Here is a 21,914-nt window from a genome sequence, read left to right as displayed (position 1 = left end):
ATGGTTGACCCGGATGCCATCGCGGGCTGTCTGCTCGCGATTGCGGGGGGTCGCTTTTCAAGCTTGTGACGGAGCCCCGCCATGCCGACCCTCTACATCTCTCCCACCGGCAGCGGTTCGGGCGACGGCTCCAGCGCGGCGAACGCCGCGACGCTGGAGGATCTGCCGCAGCTGATCGCGGCGGCCGGGCCGGGCGGCGAGGTGCTGCTGCTCGCCGACCAGGGCGCTTATACTGCGCCGGCGGGCGCGCTGGCTATCGTTGCGGGCGGAACGGCGAGCGCGCCGGTGACGGTCCGCGGCGTCGACAGCGCGGGCAATGCGATGGCGGCGACGATCACCGGCACGCGAAGCGAGCCTTTCGATCCGGCCATGCCGCCGGGCGAGGAGATATTCCGGCTGCTCAACGGCGCGGACAATCTGCGCTTCAGCGATCTGGCGTTCCAGAATGTCGGCACGGCCTTTCGCGTTGGCGCGGACGTCGGGAACCTGGCGATCGAGCATGTCGAGGCGACGAATGTCGCCCGCTTCTTCGACAATATGGTCTCGGGCGCCAACGCCAGCGCGACGATCACTGGCCTCACGATCCGCGACGTCGCCGTGAACGGCTATTCCAAGGGCGCGATCCGCATCCAGTACAACAGCAATGACATCCTGATCGAGGATGTGCGCGGCGACAGCCGGTTTCAGGACGGCGACAATTTCGCGATCGGCGTGCATCTCACCGACACCGTGCACGATGTGACGATCGATCGCGTCGCGATGCGCAACGCGCTCGACACGGTGAACGACTATCGCAACGGCGACGGCTTTGCGACCGAGCGCGGCACCTATGACATTACGCTGCGCGACGTGATCGCCACGAGCAACAGCGACGGCGGGCTCGACCTGAAGAGCGACAATATCGTGATCGACGGCGCGATCGTTTCGGGCAACGGCCGCAATATCCGGCTGTGGGGCACGGGCGCCGAGCTGAGCAATATCGTCAGCCTCGACGCGGGCGCGCCGCTGGCGGGCGGCAACCGCGAGCATATCTGGCTGGCCGAAGGCGCGAGTGCGACGATCGACGGCGCGTTTTTCTCCGACCCCGGCTCGCCAACCCTGTTCAACCTCGCCGAGCGGAACGGCCGGCTGGCGGTCGAGGATTTCGGGTTCGTCATCGGACCCGGCACGACCCAGTCGGTGCGCGGCACCGGATCGGTGCTGACGCTGACCGGTGAGCGTATCGCGGTGACGGCAGGGACCGCAAGCGACGACCTGCTGGCGGGCACCGCCGCCGCCGATGCGCTGGCGGGGGGCGGCGGGCGCGACATGCTGAGCGGCGGGGCGGGCAATGACCTGCTTGCGGGCGGGGCGGGCGACGACATGCTGGTCGGCGATGCCGGCGACGACCGCGTCGAAGGCGGCACCGGGCGCGACATCATGGTCGGCGGCGCGGGGAGCGACCTGCTCAGCTATGCCGGCAGCGCCGCGGGCGTGCGGATCGACCTGTTGCGCCTCGCCGCCGGTGGCGGCGATGCCGAAGGCGATCTGTTCGACGGGTTCGAGGGGATCGAAGGCTCGGCCTTTGCCGATGTCCTTGCGGGCGACGCGGGCGCGAACCGGCTGTTCGGCGGCGCGGGCGACGACGCGCTTTCGGGCGGGGCGGGCGACGACATGCTCGACGGCGGCGCGGGCGCGGACCTGCTCGACGGCGGCGCCGGGTTCGATTGTGTCGATTATGGCAGCAGCGCCGCGGCGGTGGTCGTCGATCTCGCCAATGGCGCGGCGAGCGGCGGCGAGGCGGCGGGCGACCGGCTGGTGAGCATCGAGGCGGTGCGCGGTTCGGGCTTTGCCGATACGCTGTCGGGGGGTGACGGCGCGGACTGGATCGAGGGCGGCGCGGGCGACGATCGGATCGACGGGCGCGGCGAAGACGACCTGCTTCTCGGCGGGGCGGGCGCCGATACGCTGATCGGCGGCGCGGGGATCGACAGCGCGGATTATTCGACCAGCGGCGGGGCGGTCACCATCGACCTTGCCGCGGGCACGGGAAGCGGCGGCGATGCCGAGGGCGACCGGATCGAGGGGATCGAGCAACTGATCGGTTCGGCTTTCGGCGATGTGCTCACCGGCGACGGTTTCGACAATATATTGACCGGCGGCGCAGGCGCGGACCGGCTGACCGGCGGCGCCGGGATCGACACCGCCGATTATTCGGCGAGCGGTGCCGCGGTGACCGCGGTGCTGGGCGGCACCGGCAGCGGCGGCGATGCCGAGGGCGACGTGCTGGGGGGAATCGAGAATCTGGTCGGCGGCGCGTTTGACGACGTGTTGATCGGCGACGGCGCGGTCAATGTCCTGTCGGGCGGTACCGGGGACGACCGGCTGGTCGGCAATGGCGGGGCGGACCGGCTCGACGGCGGAGCGGGGTTCGATGTGGCCGACTTTTCGGCCAGCGCGAACATGGTGACGGCGGACCTTGCGGCGGGCACGGTTTCGGGCGGGGTCAGCCTGACCGCGATCGAGGGCCTGGCCGGATCGGCGTTCGACGACGCGCTGAACGGCGACGCCGGCGACAACCTGCTGGTCGGCGGCCGAGGTGCGGACTTGCTCGACGGGCGCGACGGTTTCGATACCGCCGACTATTCGGATTCGGCCGCGGCAGTGCAGGTCGACCTTGCCCTGTCGGTACAGGGCGGCGCAGGCGATGCGGCGGGCGACCGGCTGGTGAGCATCGAGGCGCTGGTAGGCTCGGCGTTCGACGATTCGCTGGCGGGCTTGGATGGCGCCGAAGCGTTGTATGGCGGCGCAGGGGCGGACCGGCTCGAAGGGCGCGGCGGCGACGATCTGCTCGAGGGCGGGGCGGGCGCCGATATGCTGATCGGCGGCGCCGGTATCGACACGGTCGACTATAGCGCCAATACAAGCGCCGTCTCGATCAACCTCCAGACCGGCGCGAGCAGCGGCGGCGATGCCGAGGGGGACCGGTTCGACGGGGTCGAGCATTTCATCGGCACCGGTTTCGCCGACACGATCATCGGCGACGGAGCGGACCAGATACTGGTCGGCGGCGCGTCGGGCGACCGGCTGGACGGGGCGGGCGGTTTCGACACCCTGGTCTATTCGGGCAGCGCGGCAGGGGTGAGGGTCAACCTCGCGACCAATATCCTGTCGGGCGGCGACGCGCAGGGTGACAGCATTTCCGGAATCGAAGGGCTGGTGGGCAGCGCCTTCGCCGACACGTTGACGGGCGACGCGAACGCCAACCGGATCGAGGGCGGCGGCGGTAACGACGCGATCGACGGCGGCGCGGGCGCGGACGTGATGATCGGCGGCGAGGGCAATGATTCCTATATCGTCGACGACGCCGGCGACCAGGTGGTCGAGGCGGTCGGCGGAGGGAGCGACATCGTGCGCACCAGCCTGTCCTCGCTGACGCTCGCCGACGGGGTCGAGGACCTGAGCTATGTCGGTAGCGGCGGCTTCTCCGGCACCGGCAATGCGCTCGATAACAGCCTCTATGGCAAGGCGCTGAACGACGCGCTCTACGGTCTCGATGGCGACGACAAGCTGGTGGGCGGCGCGGGCGCGGACCTGCTCGACGGCGGGGCCGGACGCGACCAGGTGGATTATACCAAATCTGCCGCGATCACCGTGAACCTGGTCACCAACGTCAATCACGGCGGCGAGGCGGAAGGCGATCGGCTGGTGGGAATAGAGATTGTGATCGGTTCCAACTATGCCGACAGCATCACCGGCAGCGACGACCCGCTGGCCGGCGACACGCTGTACGGCCGCGGCGGCGGCGATGTGCTGGTCGGCGGCGCGGGCGACGACCAGCTCGACGGCGGCAGCGGCAACGATGTGCTGCGCGGCGGCGCCGGCAACGACCTCTATGTCGTATATGAGGCCGGCGACCAGGTGATCGAGGCGGCGGGCGAAGGCCGCGACCGCATCCGGACCGCGGCGCGCAGCTACACGCTCGGCGCCAATATCGAGGAGCTGGTCTATACCGGGACGATCGGGGCGGCGATGACCGGCAATGCGCTCGACAATTTCGTCGTCGGCGGCGGCGGCGAGGATCAGCTGGCCGGAGGCGACGGCGCGGACGTGCTGCGCGGCGGCGCGGGCGGCGATCTGCTCGACGGCGGCGCGGGATCGGATACCGTCGAATATGCCGGCTCGCTCGGCGGTGTGCTGGTCAACCTGCGCAGCCAGACCGCGACCGGCGGCGATGCCACCGGCGACCGGCTGATCGCTATCGAAAATGCCGAGGGCTCGGCCTTTGCGGATGTACTGCTCGGCAGCGCCGGGGCCAATGTGCTGACCGGCGGCGAAGGCGACGACGCACTCTCCGGTGATGCCGGCAACGACATGCTGCGCGGCGGGGCGGGCGTCGACCGGCTCGATGGCGGCAAGAACGAGGATGCGCTCTACGGCGACGACGACGACGACACGCTGTATGGCGGGCAGCAGACCGACCGGCTCTATGGCGGCGCAGGCAACGACCTTCTGGTCGGCGATACCGAATGGATCTCTTCGCTGGCCGCGCGGGATACGCTCGATGGCGGCGACGGCGACGACGTGCTGGTCGGGGACGGGATGAGCATGACGGCAAGCGGCGTTGGCGGCGTGGATACGCTGATCGGCGGGCTCGGCGACGACGTGCTGTACGGCGACGCAATGACCATGGCGGCCGGAGCGCGCGGGGGCAATGACAAGCTGACCGGCGGCGGCGGGAGCGACCGCTTCGTCTTCGCGCCCGGTTCGGGCGCCGACGAGATCACCGATTTCACGCGCGGCGGCGCAGAAGCCGACCGGATCGACCTCAGCGCCTTCGACATCGCCTATGAGGCGCTGCGCTTCACCACGAGCAGCACCGGGGTGACGGTTCAGCTCGGCGGTACCGATACGATCTTCGTTCGCGGCGCCACCGCGCTCGACCCGGCCGACTTCGTCTTCGGCTGAGCATCGCACCGTTCGGCCGAGGGATACCTATGGCCCTCTCCCGCAAAGGGCGGAGGAAAGTCAGCCGAAGACGAAATCGTCGGGCGAAAACGCCTGCGCACCGCGGACGAAGATGCTGTCCGCGCCCATCGTGATGCGGACGCCGTCCGCGCTCGCCGTGAAGCCGAGCCGTTCATAGGCGATGTCGAAGGCACTGAGGTCGATATGGTCCGCTCCGGAGGTGAAGTCGCTGATCTCGTCGGCGCCCGAACCGGGCGCGAAGACGAACCAGTCGGCGCCCGCGCCGCCCGCCAGCAGATCGTCGCCGCCGCCGCCTATCAGGTGATCGGGACCGTCGCCGCCGTAGAGCTTGTCGTCGCCGCCGGCCACCGTCGCGGCCGACTCGCGGCCGTCGCCATAGAGCCAGTCGGCGCCGTCGCCCCCCTCCAGCGTGTCGGCCCCGCCGCGGGCGCTGTCCGTCATCGCGTCGCCGTCGCCGATCAATATGTCGTTGCCCGCGCCGCCGGTCAGCCGGTCGTTGCCTCCCCTGCCGCTGCCATAGATATTGGTCGCATCGCCGATCAGCAGATCGGCATCGTCGCCGCCATCGAGCCGGTCGTGGGCGCCCCGGCTGCTCAACCATTCCTGGTCGCCGATCAGCCGGTCCGCGCCCATGCCGCCGAAAAGCGCGTCGGACTGCCAGCCGCCGAGCAGCATGTCCGCGCCGGATTGGCCCTGAAGCAGGTCCTCGCCATTGCTGCCGACGAGCCAATCGTCTCCCGAATTGCCGGCGATGTCGTCATTGCCGTCGAGCCCGCCCAGCGTGTCGCTGCCCGCGCCCCCGATCAGGCTGTTGGCGAGCGCGTTGCCATTGCCGATGAAATCGGCGGCACCGCGGCGGATCAGTTGTTCGATATGACCGGCGAGCGTGTAGCCCTCCAGCGTCGTTTCGACCCGATCGAACCCGGCGTCAGCTGCCTCGGCGATCCGGTCACCGGTGTCGTCGACAAGGAAAATATCGTCGCCGGCCGTGCCCTGCAGCGCGTCGGCCGTCGCGGTGTCGGGCAGGGGAAGCAGCGCGATAAAGTCGGTCGCGCCGGGCGAGGCATCGCCGCGATCGACCGTCAGCGTTTCGCGGATCGTCTCGATGCCGCTGAGACCGGGAAGCGAATCGCGGGTGAGTAGCGTCGCGAGTTCGGACAAGGTGATCTCGACGCCCTGCAGCGTGAGCCGCCCCTGCGAAGAGATCACCTTGGTGCGCGACCCGGCATCCTCGAAGCGGCCGCCGATCACGGTGACATCGGCGTCGTTGTCGAGCCAGAGCTGGTTCTGTTCGGAAATGCCGCCGCGCAGCACCGGATTGAGGCCCGTCGAGTCGATCAGCGTGGCCTCGCCCCATAGCCGGTAGTTGCGGCCGTTCTCCTCGCTGAGCGCGCGGACGACCAGAGTGCCGCTCGACTTGAGGTCGTACCCACCGTCGCTGTTGCCGCGCGCGACCGTGTCGATCAAACGCACGTCATACACGCCGCGCTCGGTTGCGAAGCCGTCGCCGTTGAAATAGGCGCCGGCGGTGCTCTGGATATTCTCCATCACCACGCGGCTGAGCGTGACGTTGTGGACGGTGTCGTCGAGATGGATTCCCGCGGGCAGGTCGTCGCCGGTCTGCCCCGCCATGTCCGCGGTGACATTGTCGATCACGACGTTGTTGGTGTCGTACTGGAGGCGGATCGCGACCCTGGAGAAACCCTGCACATCGACGTCGCGGATCGTAAGCCCGCTGATCGTCGCGGTGCCGGAGGGCGCGCTGGCATAATCTTCGAAGAAGCGGCGGACGTTATTCGCGTCGACATCCTCGACATGGAGATTGGCGAGATCGGCGGTGACGCGGAAGGCGGTGCCGACATTGTCGATCCGCAAGTCGCGAAATTCGAGATTGTCGGCGCCCGTGCCGAGCTTGAACAATTCGTTGCCTGCGGCGTCGCCCGCCTGCCAGTCGGCCGGGCGCGAGCCGGTGAACTGCGCCGCCATGGCATTGCCGTCCGAATCGATGCCGCGCACCACCACCGGCTCGCCCTCCGACCCGCCGCGCGTGATGCCGAGGATGCCGGTGACGTTGTAACCGCCCTGGTCGGCGAGCAGCAGCACTTCGCCCCCCGGCCCCGCGCGTCCGATCAGCGTGTTGAGCGAGCCGATCGACGCTGCATTGTTGATATCGCTGCCACTTTTGTCGCCGGATCCGGCGGGCGAGATATACAGGCTTGGCATGACGAACGACCCCTTGCTGTTACGTCGAGGTTAACCTCGACAAATCCGACATGATGCACGGCACCATGGTTAAGCCAGCGTTATCCTGATCATCGGAGCGGTTATTGCGATGGAGCGCGGGGACTTTCGGGCCGATCGCGCGGCGTCTCGCTTGGTCGAGAAATTCGGCCCAGCGCATTCTTGTCCGGCGCCTGAGTCGTTGACATGAAATGATTTTTACACCGCGCGGCCGAGTCGAAAGCGGCATGATCGCACCAGTGCCGGCCAATCCGCGATCGGCCGAAAGCGAAATGGAGCGGCGGCGTCCATAGCCGTTCGTTGAACCACAAGTGTAACATAGCTCTCCTACGGGCGCCGCATGGCTGTGTTATCTCCGCAACGCATCGAGTGGCTCGCGCGCAAGATTCTTCCGCACGAAGCCGAGCTTCGCACCTGGCTCCGGCGCCGGCCGCTGGTCGGACTCGACGTCGACGATGTCGTTCAGGAATCCTATGTCATCCTGGCCGGCCTCGGATCGGTAGATCACATCCGCAACCCGCGAACCTATCTGTTCGAGGTCGCCAAATCGGTCGTCCTGATGGCGTTGCGGCGCTCGCGCGTCGTTTCGTTCAGCACCCTAGCCGACATCGAAGGACTCGAAATATCCTGCGATGCGCCGGGACCCGAAAGCATCGCAGCGGGGCGTCAGGAACTGTCGCGCGTCGCGGCGTTGATCGCCGATCTTCCGCCCAAATGCCGCGAGGTGTTCACGTTGCGCAAGGTTCACGAACTCTCGCAGCGCGAGGTCGCCCGCAAGATGGGAATTTCGGAGAATACTGTCGAAAAGCACATGGGTAGGGCGATCCGTCTTCTATCGGCTGCAATCGCCTATGGCGGAAAGTCGGCGATCGCGGCATCTGATGCATATGATCGAGACTTCGCCCGACCCGAGCCGCAGGGAAACCGCCTCGCAAATTGAAGAAGCGGCGGCCGCATGGGCGGCCAGAACCGACCGCGGACCGCTCGCTCCCGACGATCAGGCGGCGCTCGACGCCTGGTTGCAGGGCGACAGCCGCCGTATCGGCGCCTATGCACGCGCGCTTGCCGTCAACGCGCATTTCGATCGCGCCGCCGCCTTGGGCACGAATTTCTCGCCGGCCGATTTCGAGGATGCGACGAAGCCCGCGCCGCAGGTGGCGCGGCGGAAATTCATTCTGGCAAGCGGCGGCGCGCTCGCGGCTTCGGTTGCCGCGCTGGCCGGCTATGGCCTGCTGGCTGCGCGGTCGACAATCAGGACGGGCAAGGGCGACATGCGCCGCGTCACCCTGGCCGAGGGATCGGCGATTACGCTCAACACCGACAGCCGCATCGAGCCCAGGATCGAGGACAAGCTGCGCGAGGTCGATCTGGTCGAAGGCGAAGTCCTGTTCGACGTCGCGCGCGACCGGCAACGGCCCTTCATCGTGCGGGCGGGACATGCCCGCATTCGCGTTCTGGGCACGAGTTTCACGGTTCGGCGTTTCGGCGACGATGCGGTCGAGGTCACCGTCTTCGAAGGGCTGGTCGAAGTGGGAGGCGCCGGCGACGGGCGGAAACAACTGCTTCGCGCGGGCGAGCGGACGCGCCTCCTCGCCGGTGGGGGCTTTCGCACCGAGCGTCTGGCGCCGACCGTGCTCGAACGATCGGTGGGTTGGCGCCGCGGACTTCTCGACCTCGAAGGCATGACGCTCGACCAGGCCGCCGCCGAATATGCCCGCTATTCGGACCGTCGCATCGAGATCGGCGACCGGACGGTCGGCGCGATGAAGGTGGCGGGCGTCTATTCGACGAGCGATCCAATCGGCTTTGCCGAGGCGGCCGCGCTCAGCCTGGGTATCCGCGCCGAGCCGATATCCGACGGAGTAAGGCTCGCCCTTCCATAGCGATCGAAGTTTTTTTCCGTCGGCGATGGCGGAAAGATCGCTGCACGTCATCCAGCCCCCGAACCATGGCTGAAGCAACAAGTTCGGGGGCGTTAAAATGTATTTGAGGTCGGTATTGAGCAGCGGCGTCGCCGTTGCCGCACTCGCAATTTCGTCGCCGGCGGCGGCGCAGACGATCAGCTTCGATATTCCGTCGCAGAGCCTTCCGGCGGCGATCTCGGCCTTCGGACGCCAGGCGGGGCTTCAGATCGTGGCGCCCGTCGCCGGTTTCGAACATGCCAAATCGCGGCCGATCGTCGGAAAGATGACGTCGCGCGACGCATTGCGCAAGCTGCTGGTGAGCACGGGCCTCGAAATCGTATCGGACGCCGGCGGCGTTGTCGTCCTGCGCGCCCGCGCCGCGGCGAACGGTTCGGCGAGCCCGGCCGGATCGAGCCCGGCCCGGTCGGGCGAACAGCGCGCCGCGGGTGAGGGCATCGTTACCGGCCGCGTGCTCGACCCGGCAACGGGCGAATATCTGCGCAACGCGATCGTCAGCGTCGAGACCGCCGACGGCCGCCGCCGCTCGACCAATTCGGGCGAGCGCGGCGAATATCGGATGGTCGACGTCCCGGCGGGCCCGGCGAGCATCGCCATCAGCTATACGGGTTACAGCGATCACGTCGAAACGATCGACGTCGCCGCCGGCGTCACGACACGTCACGACGTCGAGCTGGTCCGCCCCGGGGCGGAGGGCGCGCAGGATATCGTCGTGGTCGCCAGCGTCCTCGAAGGCGATGCGCGCGCGATCATGAACCAGCGCGAATCGATGGACATCAAGAATAATCTGTCGGCCGAATCCTATGGCGATATCGCCGACGGCAATCCGGCCGAATTCCTGAAATTCATGTCGGGCGTCGACACCGACGGCACGAACGGCACCGCGATCAGCGTTTCGCTGCGCGGCATGCCGTCGGACTATACGCAGGTGACCCTCAACGGCACCAGCATGGCCTCGGCGGATGCCAATACCGGCGCGGGTTCGGCGCGCGTGTTCAGTTTCGAAGGCGTCTCGCTCGCCGGCATCGATTCGATCGAGATTTCGAAAACGATCAGCGCCGACGTCGATGCCAATGCGCCGGCGGGAACGATCAACATCCGTACCAAGCGCGCCTTCGACCGAAAGCGCCGGCTGTTCAACGTACAGTTGAGCGGCGCGACGAGCGCCGATCTTTGGGAAGGGCGCAATACCGGGCCGCAGGAAGGCGGCTTCGATGCGCCGCTGTTGCCGAATGGCGAGGTCCAGTTTTCGGACAGCTTTTTCGGCCGCCGGCTGGGGGTGATGGCGAGCTTCGGCTTTACCAACACCTATATCGAGCGCGAGGAAATCACCAACAGCCGCAACTATGCGCCCACTGCGATCAGCCCCGACCCGCTCGCGACAACCGTCATCGCGGCGCAGAGCCAGTTCCGCAAGACGTCGCGGATGGCGGGCGCGCTCAACCTCGACTTCAGGGCCAGCGACGAGCTGATCCTGTCGCTCGCGAGCAACCTCAACCGGGGCAGGGTCTATCAGCAGGAGCTCACGCCGACCTTCACCACGGGCGCGCGGACCGTCGGCGTGACGGGCGATGCGGGGCTGGATTTCACGACGCAGCAGGGCGCCGCGGCGAACAGCTTCCGGGCGGCGAGCGCGGTCCAGTACAAGATCAACAAGGGCTTTTCACTCACCCCCGGTTTCGAATGGACGCGCGGCGGCCTGCGGCTCGACGGCTATCTGTCGTGGTCGCGCGCCAAGAGCCGTTACGACAGCCCGTCGAAGGGCGCGGTCAACGCCTTGCTCAGCACGGTCAATTCGACAGGGAATTTTTCCGCCGAACGGAGCGAGCTTACCGAAGCCGATTGGGACATCCGGCAGGTCAGCGGCCCCGACTGGACCGATTCCGATTCCTTCACCCTGTCCGGTACGCCGAGGATCCGGCTCAACAACGGCAACACATCCGAGGTCGATTTCAAGACCGCAGCGATGAACCTGACCTATGATACGTCGGTGGGCGGGATCGAGGCATCGTTCAAGACGGGCTTCAAGGTCCAGCGGTCCGAATATGAGTTTTCGAACCGCTCGGCCGAAAATGAATATTCCTATGTCGGTCCGATGAGCAACGCCGAGTTTCTTCGCGCCATCGGCTCGTTCACCGATCTTTCGTCCTATTCCGACAGCGGCCTGAAGCTGAGTTCGCTTTCCGGAAGCGAAAAGCTGTACATGCCGAGCCTGTACAAGGTCTGGCAGCTGTTCGAGGCGAACCCCGACCACTGGCAGCGCAGCTTTACCGCGGCGAACTGGTACAGCGCCAACGTCGCCAGCGACGCGCATTTCCGGGAGACCAACGCCGCCGTCTACGGCATGGCCACGATCACGCCGTTCGAAAGCCTGCGGCTGCGCGGCGGCCTGCGCTGGGAACAGACCCGCACCGCATCGCGCGAATTCGATGCGCTGACCGCGGAGGAGGTTCGCGCGGCGGGTTTCGACGTCTCCGACAGCACCGGACGGGCCACGACGATCGAGGGGCTCGAATATCAATATCTCTCGCGGCCGAAGATCTATCGCAAAGGCAAATACGACTATTTCTTCCCGAGCGCGTCGCTGAAATATTCGCTCGGCCGCAACACCGACCTGCAGCTCGGCTACAGCAACACGATCCTGCGGCCGCCCGTCAGCCAGCTGGCCGGCGTCTGGTCGGTGAACGATCTCGACCGGATCATCCGGGCGCCCAACCCCAACCTCGAACCCGCGGTCTCGGACAATTTTTCGGCGCGGCTCGCGCATTATTTCGAACCCGTCGGCCTGGTCGCGATCAACCTCTATATGAATCGCACGAAGGGGCTGTTCCAGGAGCAGGAGCTGACCGCCGAGGAGTTCGGTTATACCGGCACCCAATATGCCGATTACACCTTCATCACCACGACGACGGTGGGCGGCGATGCGGTCAACATCAAGGGCGTCGAGTTCGAGTTCAACCACGCGCTGACCTATCTGCCCGCGCCGTTCGACGGCCTGTCGGTCCGCGGTTCCTATATGTATAACGACCCGGATATCCCGATCGTTCGTGTCGCCGACCATGTCGGCAGCTTCTCCCTCTCCTACAAGAAGGGGCCGGTGAAGCTGTATCTCAACAGTGTGTGGACCGGCGAAAAATATCGCAGCACGACGCCGTCGTGGTTCGAGGAACGCATCGACATGAATCTGTCGGGCAGCGTCGCCTTTCACCGCGGCTGGGAAGCCTTTTTCTCGATCCGCAACCTGCTGAACGAACCGGTGAACGTCATCGTGCCCGGCAGTCTCGCCGCAAGCGGCCCGCTGGGCGATCACAGCGCGATCTATGTCCACAACGGCCGCAGCGGCGTGATCGGCGTCCGGGCGCGCTTCTAGCGGCCGCGAAGGAGGCATCCATGGTCTTCTATCGAAACAAGCTGAAGGCGGGGTTGGCGTTGCTCGCCGCGCTTGCCGGTCCTGCCAGCGCCGGAGCGGCGGAGGCGCCCCGGCGGACGTGCGGCGAATTCAGGGTCGCGATGATTCCCGATACGCAGAACTATGTCGATTACCGGCATCAGAAATGGTCGGGTTTCCCCTTCGACGCGGTCGAGCAATTCTATGGGCAGATGCGCTGGGTGGCGGAGAATTCCGCAGGGGCCGGCGGCGATATCGCGTTCGCGACCCATGTCGGCGACGTCTGGCAGCATTATTCCGAATGGATGGACCCGGCGCACGCCGCGCGCGGTTTCAAATGGATTCCGAACGGCGGTTCGGAAGTCGCAATGTCGCCCAAGGTCCATGCAAGGGGGTTCGAGATTCCCGTGGCGGTGCAGGCCTACCAGCTCGTGGCGGGCAAGCTGCCCTTTTCGGTCGTGCCGGGCAATCACGACTTCGACGCGCTGTGGACCGATCCCGCACATCCGCCGCAGCCCGAGCAAGAAAAGGCGGGGGTGCGCCATGTCGGGGGGCTGACCGGTTTCCGATCGGCCTTTTCGGACAAATCGGCATTCTTTGCGGGGCAGCCCTGGTACGTCGGATCGCATGACGGCGGCGCCGACAGCGCGCAGGTCTTTCGCGCGGGACAGTGCCGCTTTCTGCATATCGGCCTGCAATATCATGCCCCCGACGCCTCCCTCGCCTGGGCGAGCGCGATGATCGACCGCTTTCCGGGGTTGCCGACCATCGTGTCGACGCACGATTATCTGGGGCGCGACGGGCAGCGCAATCTGAAGTCGAACCCCCGCAACAGCATACTCGACCCGCTCGACAATGATCCGGAGATGATGTGGGACGAGTTCGTAAGCCGTCACGACCAGATTTTCCTGGTGCTGAGCGGTCATGTCGGCGGCCAGGGTTTCAGCATCGATACGAACCGGTCGGGCGGTAAGGTCTATCAGATGATGGCCGACTATCAGGGACGGGGCCAGACGGCGAAAGACGCGGGCGCCGAAGGCAGCGATGTCGGCGATGGCTGGCTGCGGCTCCTGACCTTCCGCCTCGACACCGCGAAGCCGAGTATCGACGTCCGGACCTTTTCGACCCATTATGGGAAATATGCGTCGGAGCTTCCCGAATATGCGGGGTGGTACAAGGCGCACGACGGACAGGGCGATCTGTCCGACGCCGATTATCTGAAGCGCGACGAATTCACGATCGAACTGGACGATTTCCACCGGCGCTTCGGCGCGCCGGATGCCCCGCCGCCAAAGCGCGGTTCCTGACCGCTTCCTTCCCATTCTGTCCCGGAGAATCTCATGGATCGCCGTAACCTCATCAAATCCGCCGGTTCGCTCGCCATCTTCGCGGGCTTGTCCGTCCGGCCCGTTTTCGCGCGACCGATCGAGGGTTACCCGTTCACGCTCGGCGTCGCCTCGGGCGATCCCCATCCCGACGGCTTTGTCCTCTGGACCCGCCTCGCGCCCAACCCGCTCGAGCCCGGCAGCGGCATGCCGATGGCGACGGTTCCGGTGCAATGGCAGGTGGCGAAGGACGAGCGTTTCGCGCAGATCGTGCAATCGGGCGAGGCGATGGCGCGGCCCGAGCTCGGCCATTCGGTTCATGCCGAGGTTCGGGGGCTCGAACCCGCACGCCGCTATTGGTATCGCTTCCTGGTGGAAGGCGAAGCGAGCCCCGTCGGCACCGTGCGCTCGGCGCCGGCGGCGGGCGCCGCGGTCGACCGGCTCCGCATCGGCGTTGCGGGCTGCCAGAATTATGAGAGCGGCTATTTCACCGCCTATCGCTATTTGAGCGAAGAGCCCGATCTCGACGCCATCTTTCACTATGGCGACTATATCTACGAAGGCCGGTCCGGGCGCAGTTGTCCGAAGATGGGGGAGGGGGAGCGAACCTGTTTCCGCAGCCATGCCGGCGACGAAATCTATTCGCTCGACGATTATCGCCGACGCCACGCGCAGTACAAGATGGACGAAGACCTCCAGTCGGCGCACCGCGCCGCGGCCTTCCTGTCCACCTGGGACGATCATGAGGTCGATAATAATTGGGCGGACGATCGCGACGAAAACGGCACGCCGCCCGAAGCATTTGTGCTGCGCCGCTTCGCCGCGATGCAGGCGTGGTACGAAAATATGCCCGTCCGGCGCGCGCTGTTCCCGACGCCCGCGGGCCTGCGCATGCACCGGCGGCTCGATTACGGCCGGCGGCTGCGTATCCATCTGCTCGACACGCGCCAGTATCGCGCCGATCAGCGCTGCGGTCCCGGGGAAGCGGAGCACTGTCGTCCCTCCGGCGATCGCGGTCCCTCGCAAATGCTGGGCGCCGAACAGGAGGCGTGGCTGAAGGACGGGCTGGGGGGCGACTTCGGCTGGAACCTGCTTGCCCAGCAGGTGATGATGATGCCGTTCGTCTATCCCGAAAGCCGCGCCCAAGGGCCCACCAACCTCGATTCCTGGAGCGGCTATTCCGACGCCCGGGCGCGGCTGGTCGATGCGATCGCCGAACGAAAGCTCAACAACGTCATCGTATCCACCGGCGACGTCCACAAGCATCATGCGGGCATCGTTCCGCTACGCGAAGGCGAACTCGACGGACCCGCCGCGGCGACGGAATATGTGGCGAGCTCGATTGCGTCGGGCGGCGACGGCGCGGACATCCCCGCGGGCTGGGAAAAGGTTCCCGAGCAAAACCCCCATACGAAATTGCTGAACGACCGCCGGGGGTATCAGCTTTTCACGATCGGGAAGGACAGCTGGCGGACCGATGTGGTCGGCGTGACCAAGGTCAGCGATCGGAGCGGTGCCAAGCAGAAGATCGCGACGCTGGTGACGCTTCCGCAACAGCCTGGAATCCACCGCGAATAATAACCGCGGAGGGCGGCCGCCTATTCGGGCGAAGTCGCCGGGCTGCGCGCCAGCAGCTCGATCTGGTGGCCATCGGGATCGGTCAGGACGGCGATCCGCATCCCGGCATAATCGACCGGACCAAGCGCGGTTTGGGCGCCGCGGTCGATCATCCGGGCTGAAATCCTGTCGACGTCGGCGACGAAATAGCCCGTCGGCCCCTGTGCCGCACCGCGGTCGATCGCGCGGCCGTCCTTCCAGCGGCAGAGCACGACGCTGGCACCCTGTTTGGCCGGAGCGAGGATGACTTCGTCGAACTTGCCCGCGTCGATCCGCCGCTGTTCGCGAAAGCCGAGGCAGACCGAATAGAAGTCGATCGAGCGGTCGAGGTCGGCGACGAAAATCTTGTAGAAGGCGGGCGCGGTCTCGATGACGATTTCGTCTGCTGGCATGTCAAACCCCTGTCTGTTCGGTGTGATGGACGGCGCCGTAGCGCCGATTGGCGTAAACGAGCGCGGCCTCGCCCGCGCCCAGTTGCACGTCGCGAACCGCGCAGAGCAGGACGCTGTGCGTGCCGAAGCCATGCGCCTCGACGAGGTCGCATTGCAGCGCCGCAGCGGCACTGCGCAGCAGCGGCGGCGCGCCCGGACGGCAGAGCCAGTCGCCTTCGGCGAAGCGGTCTTCGCGATGCCCGAGCGCGCCCGAGAAGCGCATCGCCAGCGCATCGTCGCCGGGGGCGAGCATGTTGAGGCAAAGGCGCCGCGATGCAATGATCGCGCCGTGCGTCGCCGATCCGCGATCGATCGAGAGGATCATCGACATCGGATCGACCGACAGCGAGCAGGCCGCGGTCATCGTCATGCCGTGGCGTTGCCCCTCGACCTCGGCGGTGACGATATGGACGGTCGCAGCGAGCCGCGCCATCGATTCGCGAAACGCGTCGAGGCTGGGGATCATCGTCACGATCAGATCTGCCGGGTCGCGGTCGCCCAAAAGCGGCGGCGGACCTCGGCGCGGAGGACCTTGCCCGCTTCGCTGTGCGGAATCGTCTCGACGAAATCGATCGAGCGCGGTCGTTTGAACGCGGCGAGACGTTCGCGCGCATAAGCGAGTAGGTGGCGTTCGAGTTCGGGTGAGGCCGCGAAGCCGTCGGCGAGCGCGACCACCGCCTTCACTTCTTCGCCCCACTCCTCGTTCGGCACGCCGACGGTGCAGACCTCGCGCACCGCGGGATGGCCGGCGAGTGCATTGTCGACTTCCTGCGGGTAGATGTTGACCCCGCCCGAGATGATTACCTCGGCCGAGCGGCCGGTGAGATAGAGATAGCCGTCCGCGTCGACATAGCCGAGGTCGCCGACGCTGTAATGGCTGCGGCCGAAGGTTTCGGCGTTCTTTTCGGGCGCGCGGAAATAGCTGGGGCTGGTCGCCGGATTATAGGGAAAGCTGACGAAGCCGAGCTCGCCGGGCGCGCAGACATTGCCGTCGGCGTCGCGGACCGACGTCAGCGAGCCCTCGGGGATGCGGCCGACGCTGCCGGGCTTCTTGAGCCAATCCTCCGACGTGATGCCGATCCCCGGCGAGGCCTCCGTCGCGCCATAATATTCGTGGAGGACGGGCCCGAACCAGTCGATCATCGCACGCTTGACCTCGGGCGAGGTGGGCGCGGCGCCATGGAAGATGCGCTTCAGGCTCGACAGGTCGGCGGTCTCGCGCACCTCTTCCGGCAGCGCGAGAAGGCGGCGGAACATCGTGCTCACCATATGCGAATGGGTGACGCGATATTTGCCGACGAGAGACAGCCATTCCGCGGCGTCGAAACGCTCCATCATCAGCAGCGGAATTCCCGACGCGATCGCAAAGGCGATGTCGAAGGTCAGCGGGCCGCCGTGATAGGCGGGGCCGCAGAGCAGGTTGAGATCGCCGTCGCGATAATCGCAGAGGCTGTTCTCGCGTTGCGGCATCAATATGATCGGGTTCTGCCGCACCACGCCTTTCGGCTGGCCGGTGGTTCCCGAAGTGTAGAGCATGACGGTGCCGATGATCGGGTCGGCCGGATCGGCGGGTTCCTGCCGGTCGAGCGCGTGTGTATAGCTGTCGAAACCCGCGCGCGCGACGCCGGTCGTCAAGCGCGTCGCGACATCCCTTGTCGGCGCGGGCGCGGTCAGGTCGACGAACTCGCCCTGGACGACCCACGCCTTCGCCTCGCAATCGGTCAGGATATAGGAGGCCTCGCGCGGCGAAAGATGCCAGTTGATCGGGGTCAGGCGGAGGCCGCCGCGCTGGCAGGCGAGATAGGTTTCGATGAATTGGGGGATATTGCCGCAGAGAAGCGCGACGCCGTCGCCGGGCACCAGACCGGCCGCGCGGAAATGCGCAAGCAGCCGGTTGGCGTTGCCGTTGAGTTCGGCGAAGCTGCGATTGCCGCGCGGCGACAGGAGCGCGGCCCGATCGCCATTGCGGCGCGCCCAATGGCTGAACAACATGCCCTTTCCGGCAAGAGCGAAAAGCTCTTCGGCGGTCGGTTCTACCGGGGCCGCTTCGGCCACCGCGCTATCGGTCATAAGGGGCTCGTCCGAAAAGACGGAGGGCGGCGCGTCGTCCACTGGCCGCCCTCCAGTAGAGGATCATGCCGCCGCCAGCGAGGCGTCCGAGCTATAGTTCATCATCGCGTCGTAGTTGGTGCGATAGAACATGTCCTTGACCGCCTCGTCGACGCCGTCGAGCGACTTTTCGAACTTGCCGACGGGATCCTTGGTCCCTTCGGGATGCGGATAGTCGCTCGAGAACATGAAAAGCTCGGGGCCTGCGTCGGCGATCATCTGGCCGACGTCCTCGCCCGGGAAGGGCGTGAACTTGACCGCGCGGCGGATATAGTCCGACGGCAGCTTGTCGAGGGTCTGCAGATATTTGTCGGTGCGCGAGAAGCTCTTATACGCATAATCGATGCGGCGCAGGAAATCCGGAACCCATCCCGCGCCCGACTCGATCACGCCGCCGCGCAGGTCGGGAAAGCGGTGGAAGATGCCATCATAGACCATCGCGGTCAGGAATTCCTGCGGCGCGAAGCAGAGCGCGGTGAAATCGTCGAAGCGCAGATTCTCGCCGCCGCCGTGGAGGTCGGCCGAGCGTTCGCGGCCGTTGTTGTGATAGCCTTTCGGCTGCGTCTTGGTGCCTGTGCCGATGTGGACCATGAACGGGATCTTGCGGTCCGACAGCATCTGCCAGAAGCGGTCGTGATCGGGGTGTCCCGGCGAACGATCTCCGCTCGGCATCGGTGCAATGCCGACCGCACCCGCACCCGCGTCGATCGCGCGCCTGGCTTCGGCGAAGGCCATTTCGGGATCGTCGAGCGGAATATAGGCGACGTTGACGAGGCGCTTGTCGCCGTTCGAAAATTTCTGCTGCGCCATATTGGCCGCGCGCGCGATGGCATATTTATCTTCGGGCGTTTCGGCGCGCGCCATGCCGGCGAGGCAGGCGGTGGTGAAGACGAGCTGGCTGACGAAGCCATATTGGTCGAGCATGCGCGTGCGTTCGCCGGCGTCGAAGGCGCCGAAGGCGAGCCAGCCCTTGTCGCCGGCGATCGGATTTTCGGCGGCGGCGGCCTCGGCTTCGGCATCGGTCGCGCGTGCCTTCGCCTTGTCGATCATGCCGACGACGCGGCCCGACTTGTCGGCCTTGTAAAGCGCGCCGAATTTCTCGCGCAGGCGGTCGTCGAGAAATTCATGGATCCAGTCGTCGGTTTCCATGGTGTGACTGTCAGCGTCATTGATGACGCGGCCATATGCAAAAGCCACTGCAAGTCTCCTCAATCTCGTTTCGGTTGCAAAATGCTATCAATTAATCGGTGCGTGTGTCAATGATTCGAATTCATGTTTAAAGCCAAAAAATGACATATCACGATGACTAAGTTGATTTCATGTCAATTGCCGAGGCGAACGCGCATCGTCACGCCGACCTGCCGCTGGCTGTAGCGCGAGAGATATTGCGCATAGCCGCCCGAGGTGTCGGCCGAGTTGGGGGCGAGCAGCGTCACATATTGCTTGTCGAGCAGGTTGCGGACGAAGGCGCGCAATTCCCACTTGCCGTCGCCCAGCGACAGCCCGACCGAGCCGTTCCAGATTCCGAAAGCCGGCTGGATCGTCGTCGGATCGCCATTGGCCGAGAATTGCTCGTCGCTGCGCCACGAATAATCGGTCGCGAGCAGCAGGTTGACGCCGTCGTCGATCGGTGCCTCATAATTGGCGGCGAGGTTGAACTTGAATTTCGGCGCGTTGGCGAGGCGGTTGCCCGAGGCATCGATCACGGGGCGCCCCGCGACGATCCGGCATCCGTTCGAGGGCGTCGGCACGGTCCAGGCATAGGGGCAGGACAGGCCGTCGAGGTCCTGATATTCGGCATCGACATAAATGCCGTTGGCGCTGAGCGTCAGGCCGTCGGCGGGACGGATCGAGAATTGCGCCTGCACGCCCTTGGTCTTGAGCCCGCCGGCATTGGTGGTGCGGAAGCCCGGCGGGTTGGTGCTGGTGTCGTAGATCTGCGTCTGGAAGTCGGTGAAATCTTCATAGAAGAGCGCAGCGTTGAAGGTCGCGCGATTGTCGAGGAAGCTCGCCTTGATCCCGAGGTCATAGGCCCAGACCTTTTCGGGCCGGATGATCGGATCGACGCCGGGCGTGATGATGCCGCTGGATGCGAGGCCGGGGCCCTTGTAGCCGCGTGCGACATTGGCATAGACCATGACATCGGGCGCGACGTCATACTCGCCCGTGACTTTCCACGAGAAGTTGGTCGTCCGCCCCGTCTCGGTCGTGTCGCCCGCGACGCTGCCGATGATCGCCGATGATCCGGGCAGCGCGCCGGGGAGATCGTATGCGATGCGGCGTGCCTTGAGGTCGTCGCGGGTCAGGCGGCCGCCGACGCGCAGACGCAGCGCGTCGGACGCATTCCACGTCACCGAGCCGAAGCCGGCAAGGCTTTTCGACCGGAAGTCGGTTTCGATCACCGCGACGACGAGCGGGAGTGGCGCGGGGCCGAGGAGGCGCCCGCCCGCCTGGTAGAAGACGTCGTTGGTGCTGCGGAAATAGAAGAGGCCGGCGAGCCATTCGATCGTCTGCCCCGCGGGCGAAGCGAGGCGCAGTTCCTGGCTGAACTGGCGATAGTCATAGTCACCGCCATTATAGTCGAACCGGTCGAGCGGGGTCTGGTCGCCGTCGAAGTCGAGAATATAATGATTCTTGCGATAGGCGGTGATCGAGGTCAGCTCGATCCCGCCGAGATCGACGTTCAGCTCGGCGCTCGCGCCCTTGTAGGCACGCAGCGGCGCGCCGGGATAGGTGCCGAACGGCTTGCCCGCGACGACGTCGAGATTGTCGGGACCGGGCACCACGCCATAAATGTCGAAATAATTGGCGAGGTTGGCGTTGGCGCCCAGCGTCCGCGCGGTCGAGAAGCAGCAGACCGACGTGTCCTTCGCATAATCGGCCGAGACGAGGAGGCTGACATTGTCCGACGGCTCGAAGAGCAGCTTGCCGCGAAAGCCGTAGTTCTTCTCGCCGTTATAATCCTGGTTCAGGAATTTGTTGCGAATGAAGCCGTCGGTGCGGTTGCGAAAGCCGACGAGGCGCACGGCCAGCGTGTCGCCGATCGGGACGTTGAGGATGCCGCTGTTCCGGAGTTCGCCATCGGTGCCGAACGTGACCGATGCCTCGGCGGCGAGGCTGCCGAGGCGCGGCGTGTTGGTGACGATGTTGACGAGCCCCGCCGAGGCGTTCTTGCCGAACAGCAGGCCCTGCGGCCCTTCGAGCACCTCGACGCGGCTGATGTCGATCAGCGACGCGGCGGACTGCGGCTGGCCGAGCACGACGCCGTCGACGACGGTCGATACGCTCTGTTCGACGGTCGAGGAAAAGGTCGAGGTGCCGATGCCGCGCACGGCGAAGCCCGACGAGGTGGGGATCGGATTGTCGCGAAAGGTGAGGGCGGGCGCGATCCGGGTCAGGTCGCTCGGCTGAACGATCTGCAGCGTATCGATAGACTCACCACTAACGACCGTGATCGATTCGGAGACGTCCTGGACATTCTCGGCCCGTTTGCGGGCGGTGACGATGATATCCGCAGGGCTGTGATCCGCTGTGCGAGCCGCGCCTTCGTCGGCGGCCGTTTCGGCCATTGCTGCTGCGGGCATTCCCGCGCCAAGGACCGCGCAGATGGTCAGGCTGACAGAAGTCGCAAGCGTCCCTTTACGCATATTTTCTCTCCCGCGTAGCATCCCTTTCTCGGGAATTGCCTTAACGCTGACCATAATTAGGGTTTGTGTCAATATTTATGATTGATATTCCGGCTTTTGAGGCCGTATTTTTGCAGGAATTGACATAATAATGGTGTGTCAGTCATAAAATTAAGTTGCCGAGACCAAGAGTTTCGGGACTTCGAATCGTCCCTGCCCTCGCTGATCGGCGGCGGGCGGTCCGGCAAGTCTGGCGCGGGCGACTCCCAATTGCGACGCGTGGAGCG

Annotated in this window: 12 protein-coding genes; 6 read left to right on the top strand and 6 right to left on the bottom strand. The window is 65.8% G+C overall.

Going from position 1 to position 21,914, the window contains the following annotated elements; all coding sequences use genetic code 11:
* Window positions 1-81: 81 nt before the first annotated feature.
* A complete protein-coding gene (locus E5675_RS17885; protein ID WP_136175691.1) occupies window positions 82-4,947 on the top strand; it encodes a calcium-binding protein in 4,866 nt (1,621 codons plus the stop codon).
* Between the two features lie 60 nt (window positions 4,948-5,007).
* Here the strand turns inward: E5675_RS17885 and E5675_RS17880 are convergent, their stop codons facing one another.
* Complete coding sequence (locus tag E5675_RS17880) at window positions 5,008-7,191, bottom strand: calcium-binding protein (RefSeq protein WP_136175690.1); 2,184 nt, start codon at window positions 7,189-7,191, stop codon at window positions 5,008-5,010.
* Between the two features lie 358 nt (window positions 7,192-7,549).
* On the opposite strand from E5675_RS17880, the gene E5675_RS17875 reads away from it, so the two are divergent.
* From E5675_RS17875 to E5675_RS17855, 5 genes are all read left to right on the top strand, one after another.
* The gene (locus tag E5675_RS17875) at window positions 7,550-8,149 is read left to right on the top strand and encodes an RNA polymerase sigma factor (protein ID WP_136175689.1); all 600 of its coding nucleotides are present in this window, start codon (window positions 7,550-7,552) and stop codon (window positions 8,147-8,149) included.
* Window positions 8,097-9,092 carry a FecR domain-containing protein gene (locus E5675_RS17870; RefSeq protein ID WP_168707924.1) on the top strand — a complete coding sequence of 332 codons (996 nt, stop codon included), beginning with the start codon at window positions 8,097-8,099 and terminating at the stop codon, window positions 9,090-9,092. Before E5675_RS17875 ends, E5675_RS17870 begins: the two co-directional genes overlap by 53 nt.
* Window positions 9,093-9,189: 97 nt before the next feature.
* Window positions 9,190-12,501, top strand: a complete 3,312-nt coding sequence (locus E5675_RS17865) for a TonB-dependent receptor (RefSeq protein ID WP_136175687.1) — start codon at window positions 9,190-9,192, stop codon at window positions 12,499-12,501.
* A gap of 20 nt (window positions 12,502-12,521) precedes the next feature.
* Entirely contained in the window at window positions 12,522-13,826 is a 1,305-nt protein-coding gene (locus E5675_RS17860; protein WP_136175686.1) for a serine/threonine protein phosphatase, read from the top strand.
* A gap of 33 nt (window positions 13,827-13,859) precedes the next feature.
* Window positions 13,860-15,422, top strand: coding sequence for an alkaline phosphatase D family protein (locus E5675_RS17855; RefSeq protein ID WP_136175685.1), 1,563 nt, complete (start codon window positions 13,860-13,862; stop codon window positions 15,420-15,422).
* A 20-nt stretch (window positions 15,423-15,442) separates the two neighbouring features.
* Here the strand turns inward: E5675_RS17855 and E5675_RS17850 are convergent, their stop codons facing one another.
* The 5 genes from E5675_RS17850 to E5675_RS17830 all read right to left on the bottom strand — a co-directional run bounded on the left by E5675_RS17850 (window position 15,443) and on the right by E5675_RS17830 (window position 21,648).
* Window positions 15,443-15,853, bottom strand: coding sequence for a VOC family protein (locus tag E5675_RS17850; protein WP_168707923.1), 411 nt, complete (start codon window positions 15,851-15,853; stop codon window positions 15,443-15,445).
* Between the two features lies 1 nt (window position 15,854).
* Complete coding sequence (locus E5675_RS17845) at window positions 15,855-16,358, bottom strand: flavin reductase family protein (protein WP_136175683.1); 504 nt, start codon at window positions 16,356-16,358, stop codon at window positions 15,855-15,857.
* Between the two features lie 8 nt (window positions 16,359-16,366).
* The gene (locus tag E5675_RS17840) at window positions 16,367-17,962 is read right to left on the bottom strand and encodes an AMP-binding protein (protein WP_136175682.1); all 1,596 of its coding nucleotides are present in this window, start codon (window positions 17,960-17,962) and stop codon (window positions 16,367-16,369) included.
* 63 nt (window positions 17,963-18,025) lie between these two features.
* Window positions 18,026-19,198 carry an amidohydrolase family protein gene (locus tag E5675_RS17835; RefSeq protein WP_247594677.1) on the bottom strand — a complete coding sequence of 391 codons (1,173 nt, stop codon included), beginning with the start codon at window positions 19,196-19,198 and terminating at the stop codon, window positions 18,026-18,028.
* A gap of 125 nt (window positions 19,199-19,323) precedes the next feature.
* Window positions 19,324-21,648, bottom strand: a complete 2,325-nt coding sequence (locus tag E5675_RS17830) for a TonB-dependent receptor (protein ID WP_168707921.1) — start codon at window positions 21,646-21,648, stop codon at window positions 19,324-19,326.
* Between the last annotated feature and the right edge of the window lie 266 nt (window positions 21,649-21,914).

This window comes from Sphingopyxis sp. PAMC25046, assembly GCF_004795895.1.
In the GTDB taxonomy this organism is placed as follows: Bacteria; Pseudomonadota; Alphaproteobacteria; order Sphingomonadales; family Sphingomonadaceae; genus Sphingopyxis.
This window is presented reverse-complemented; position numbering and strand designations above follow the sequence as displayed.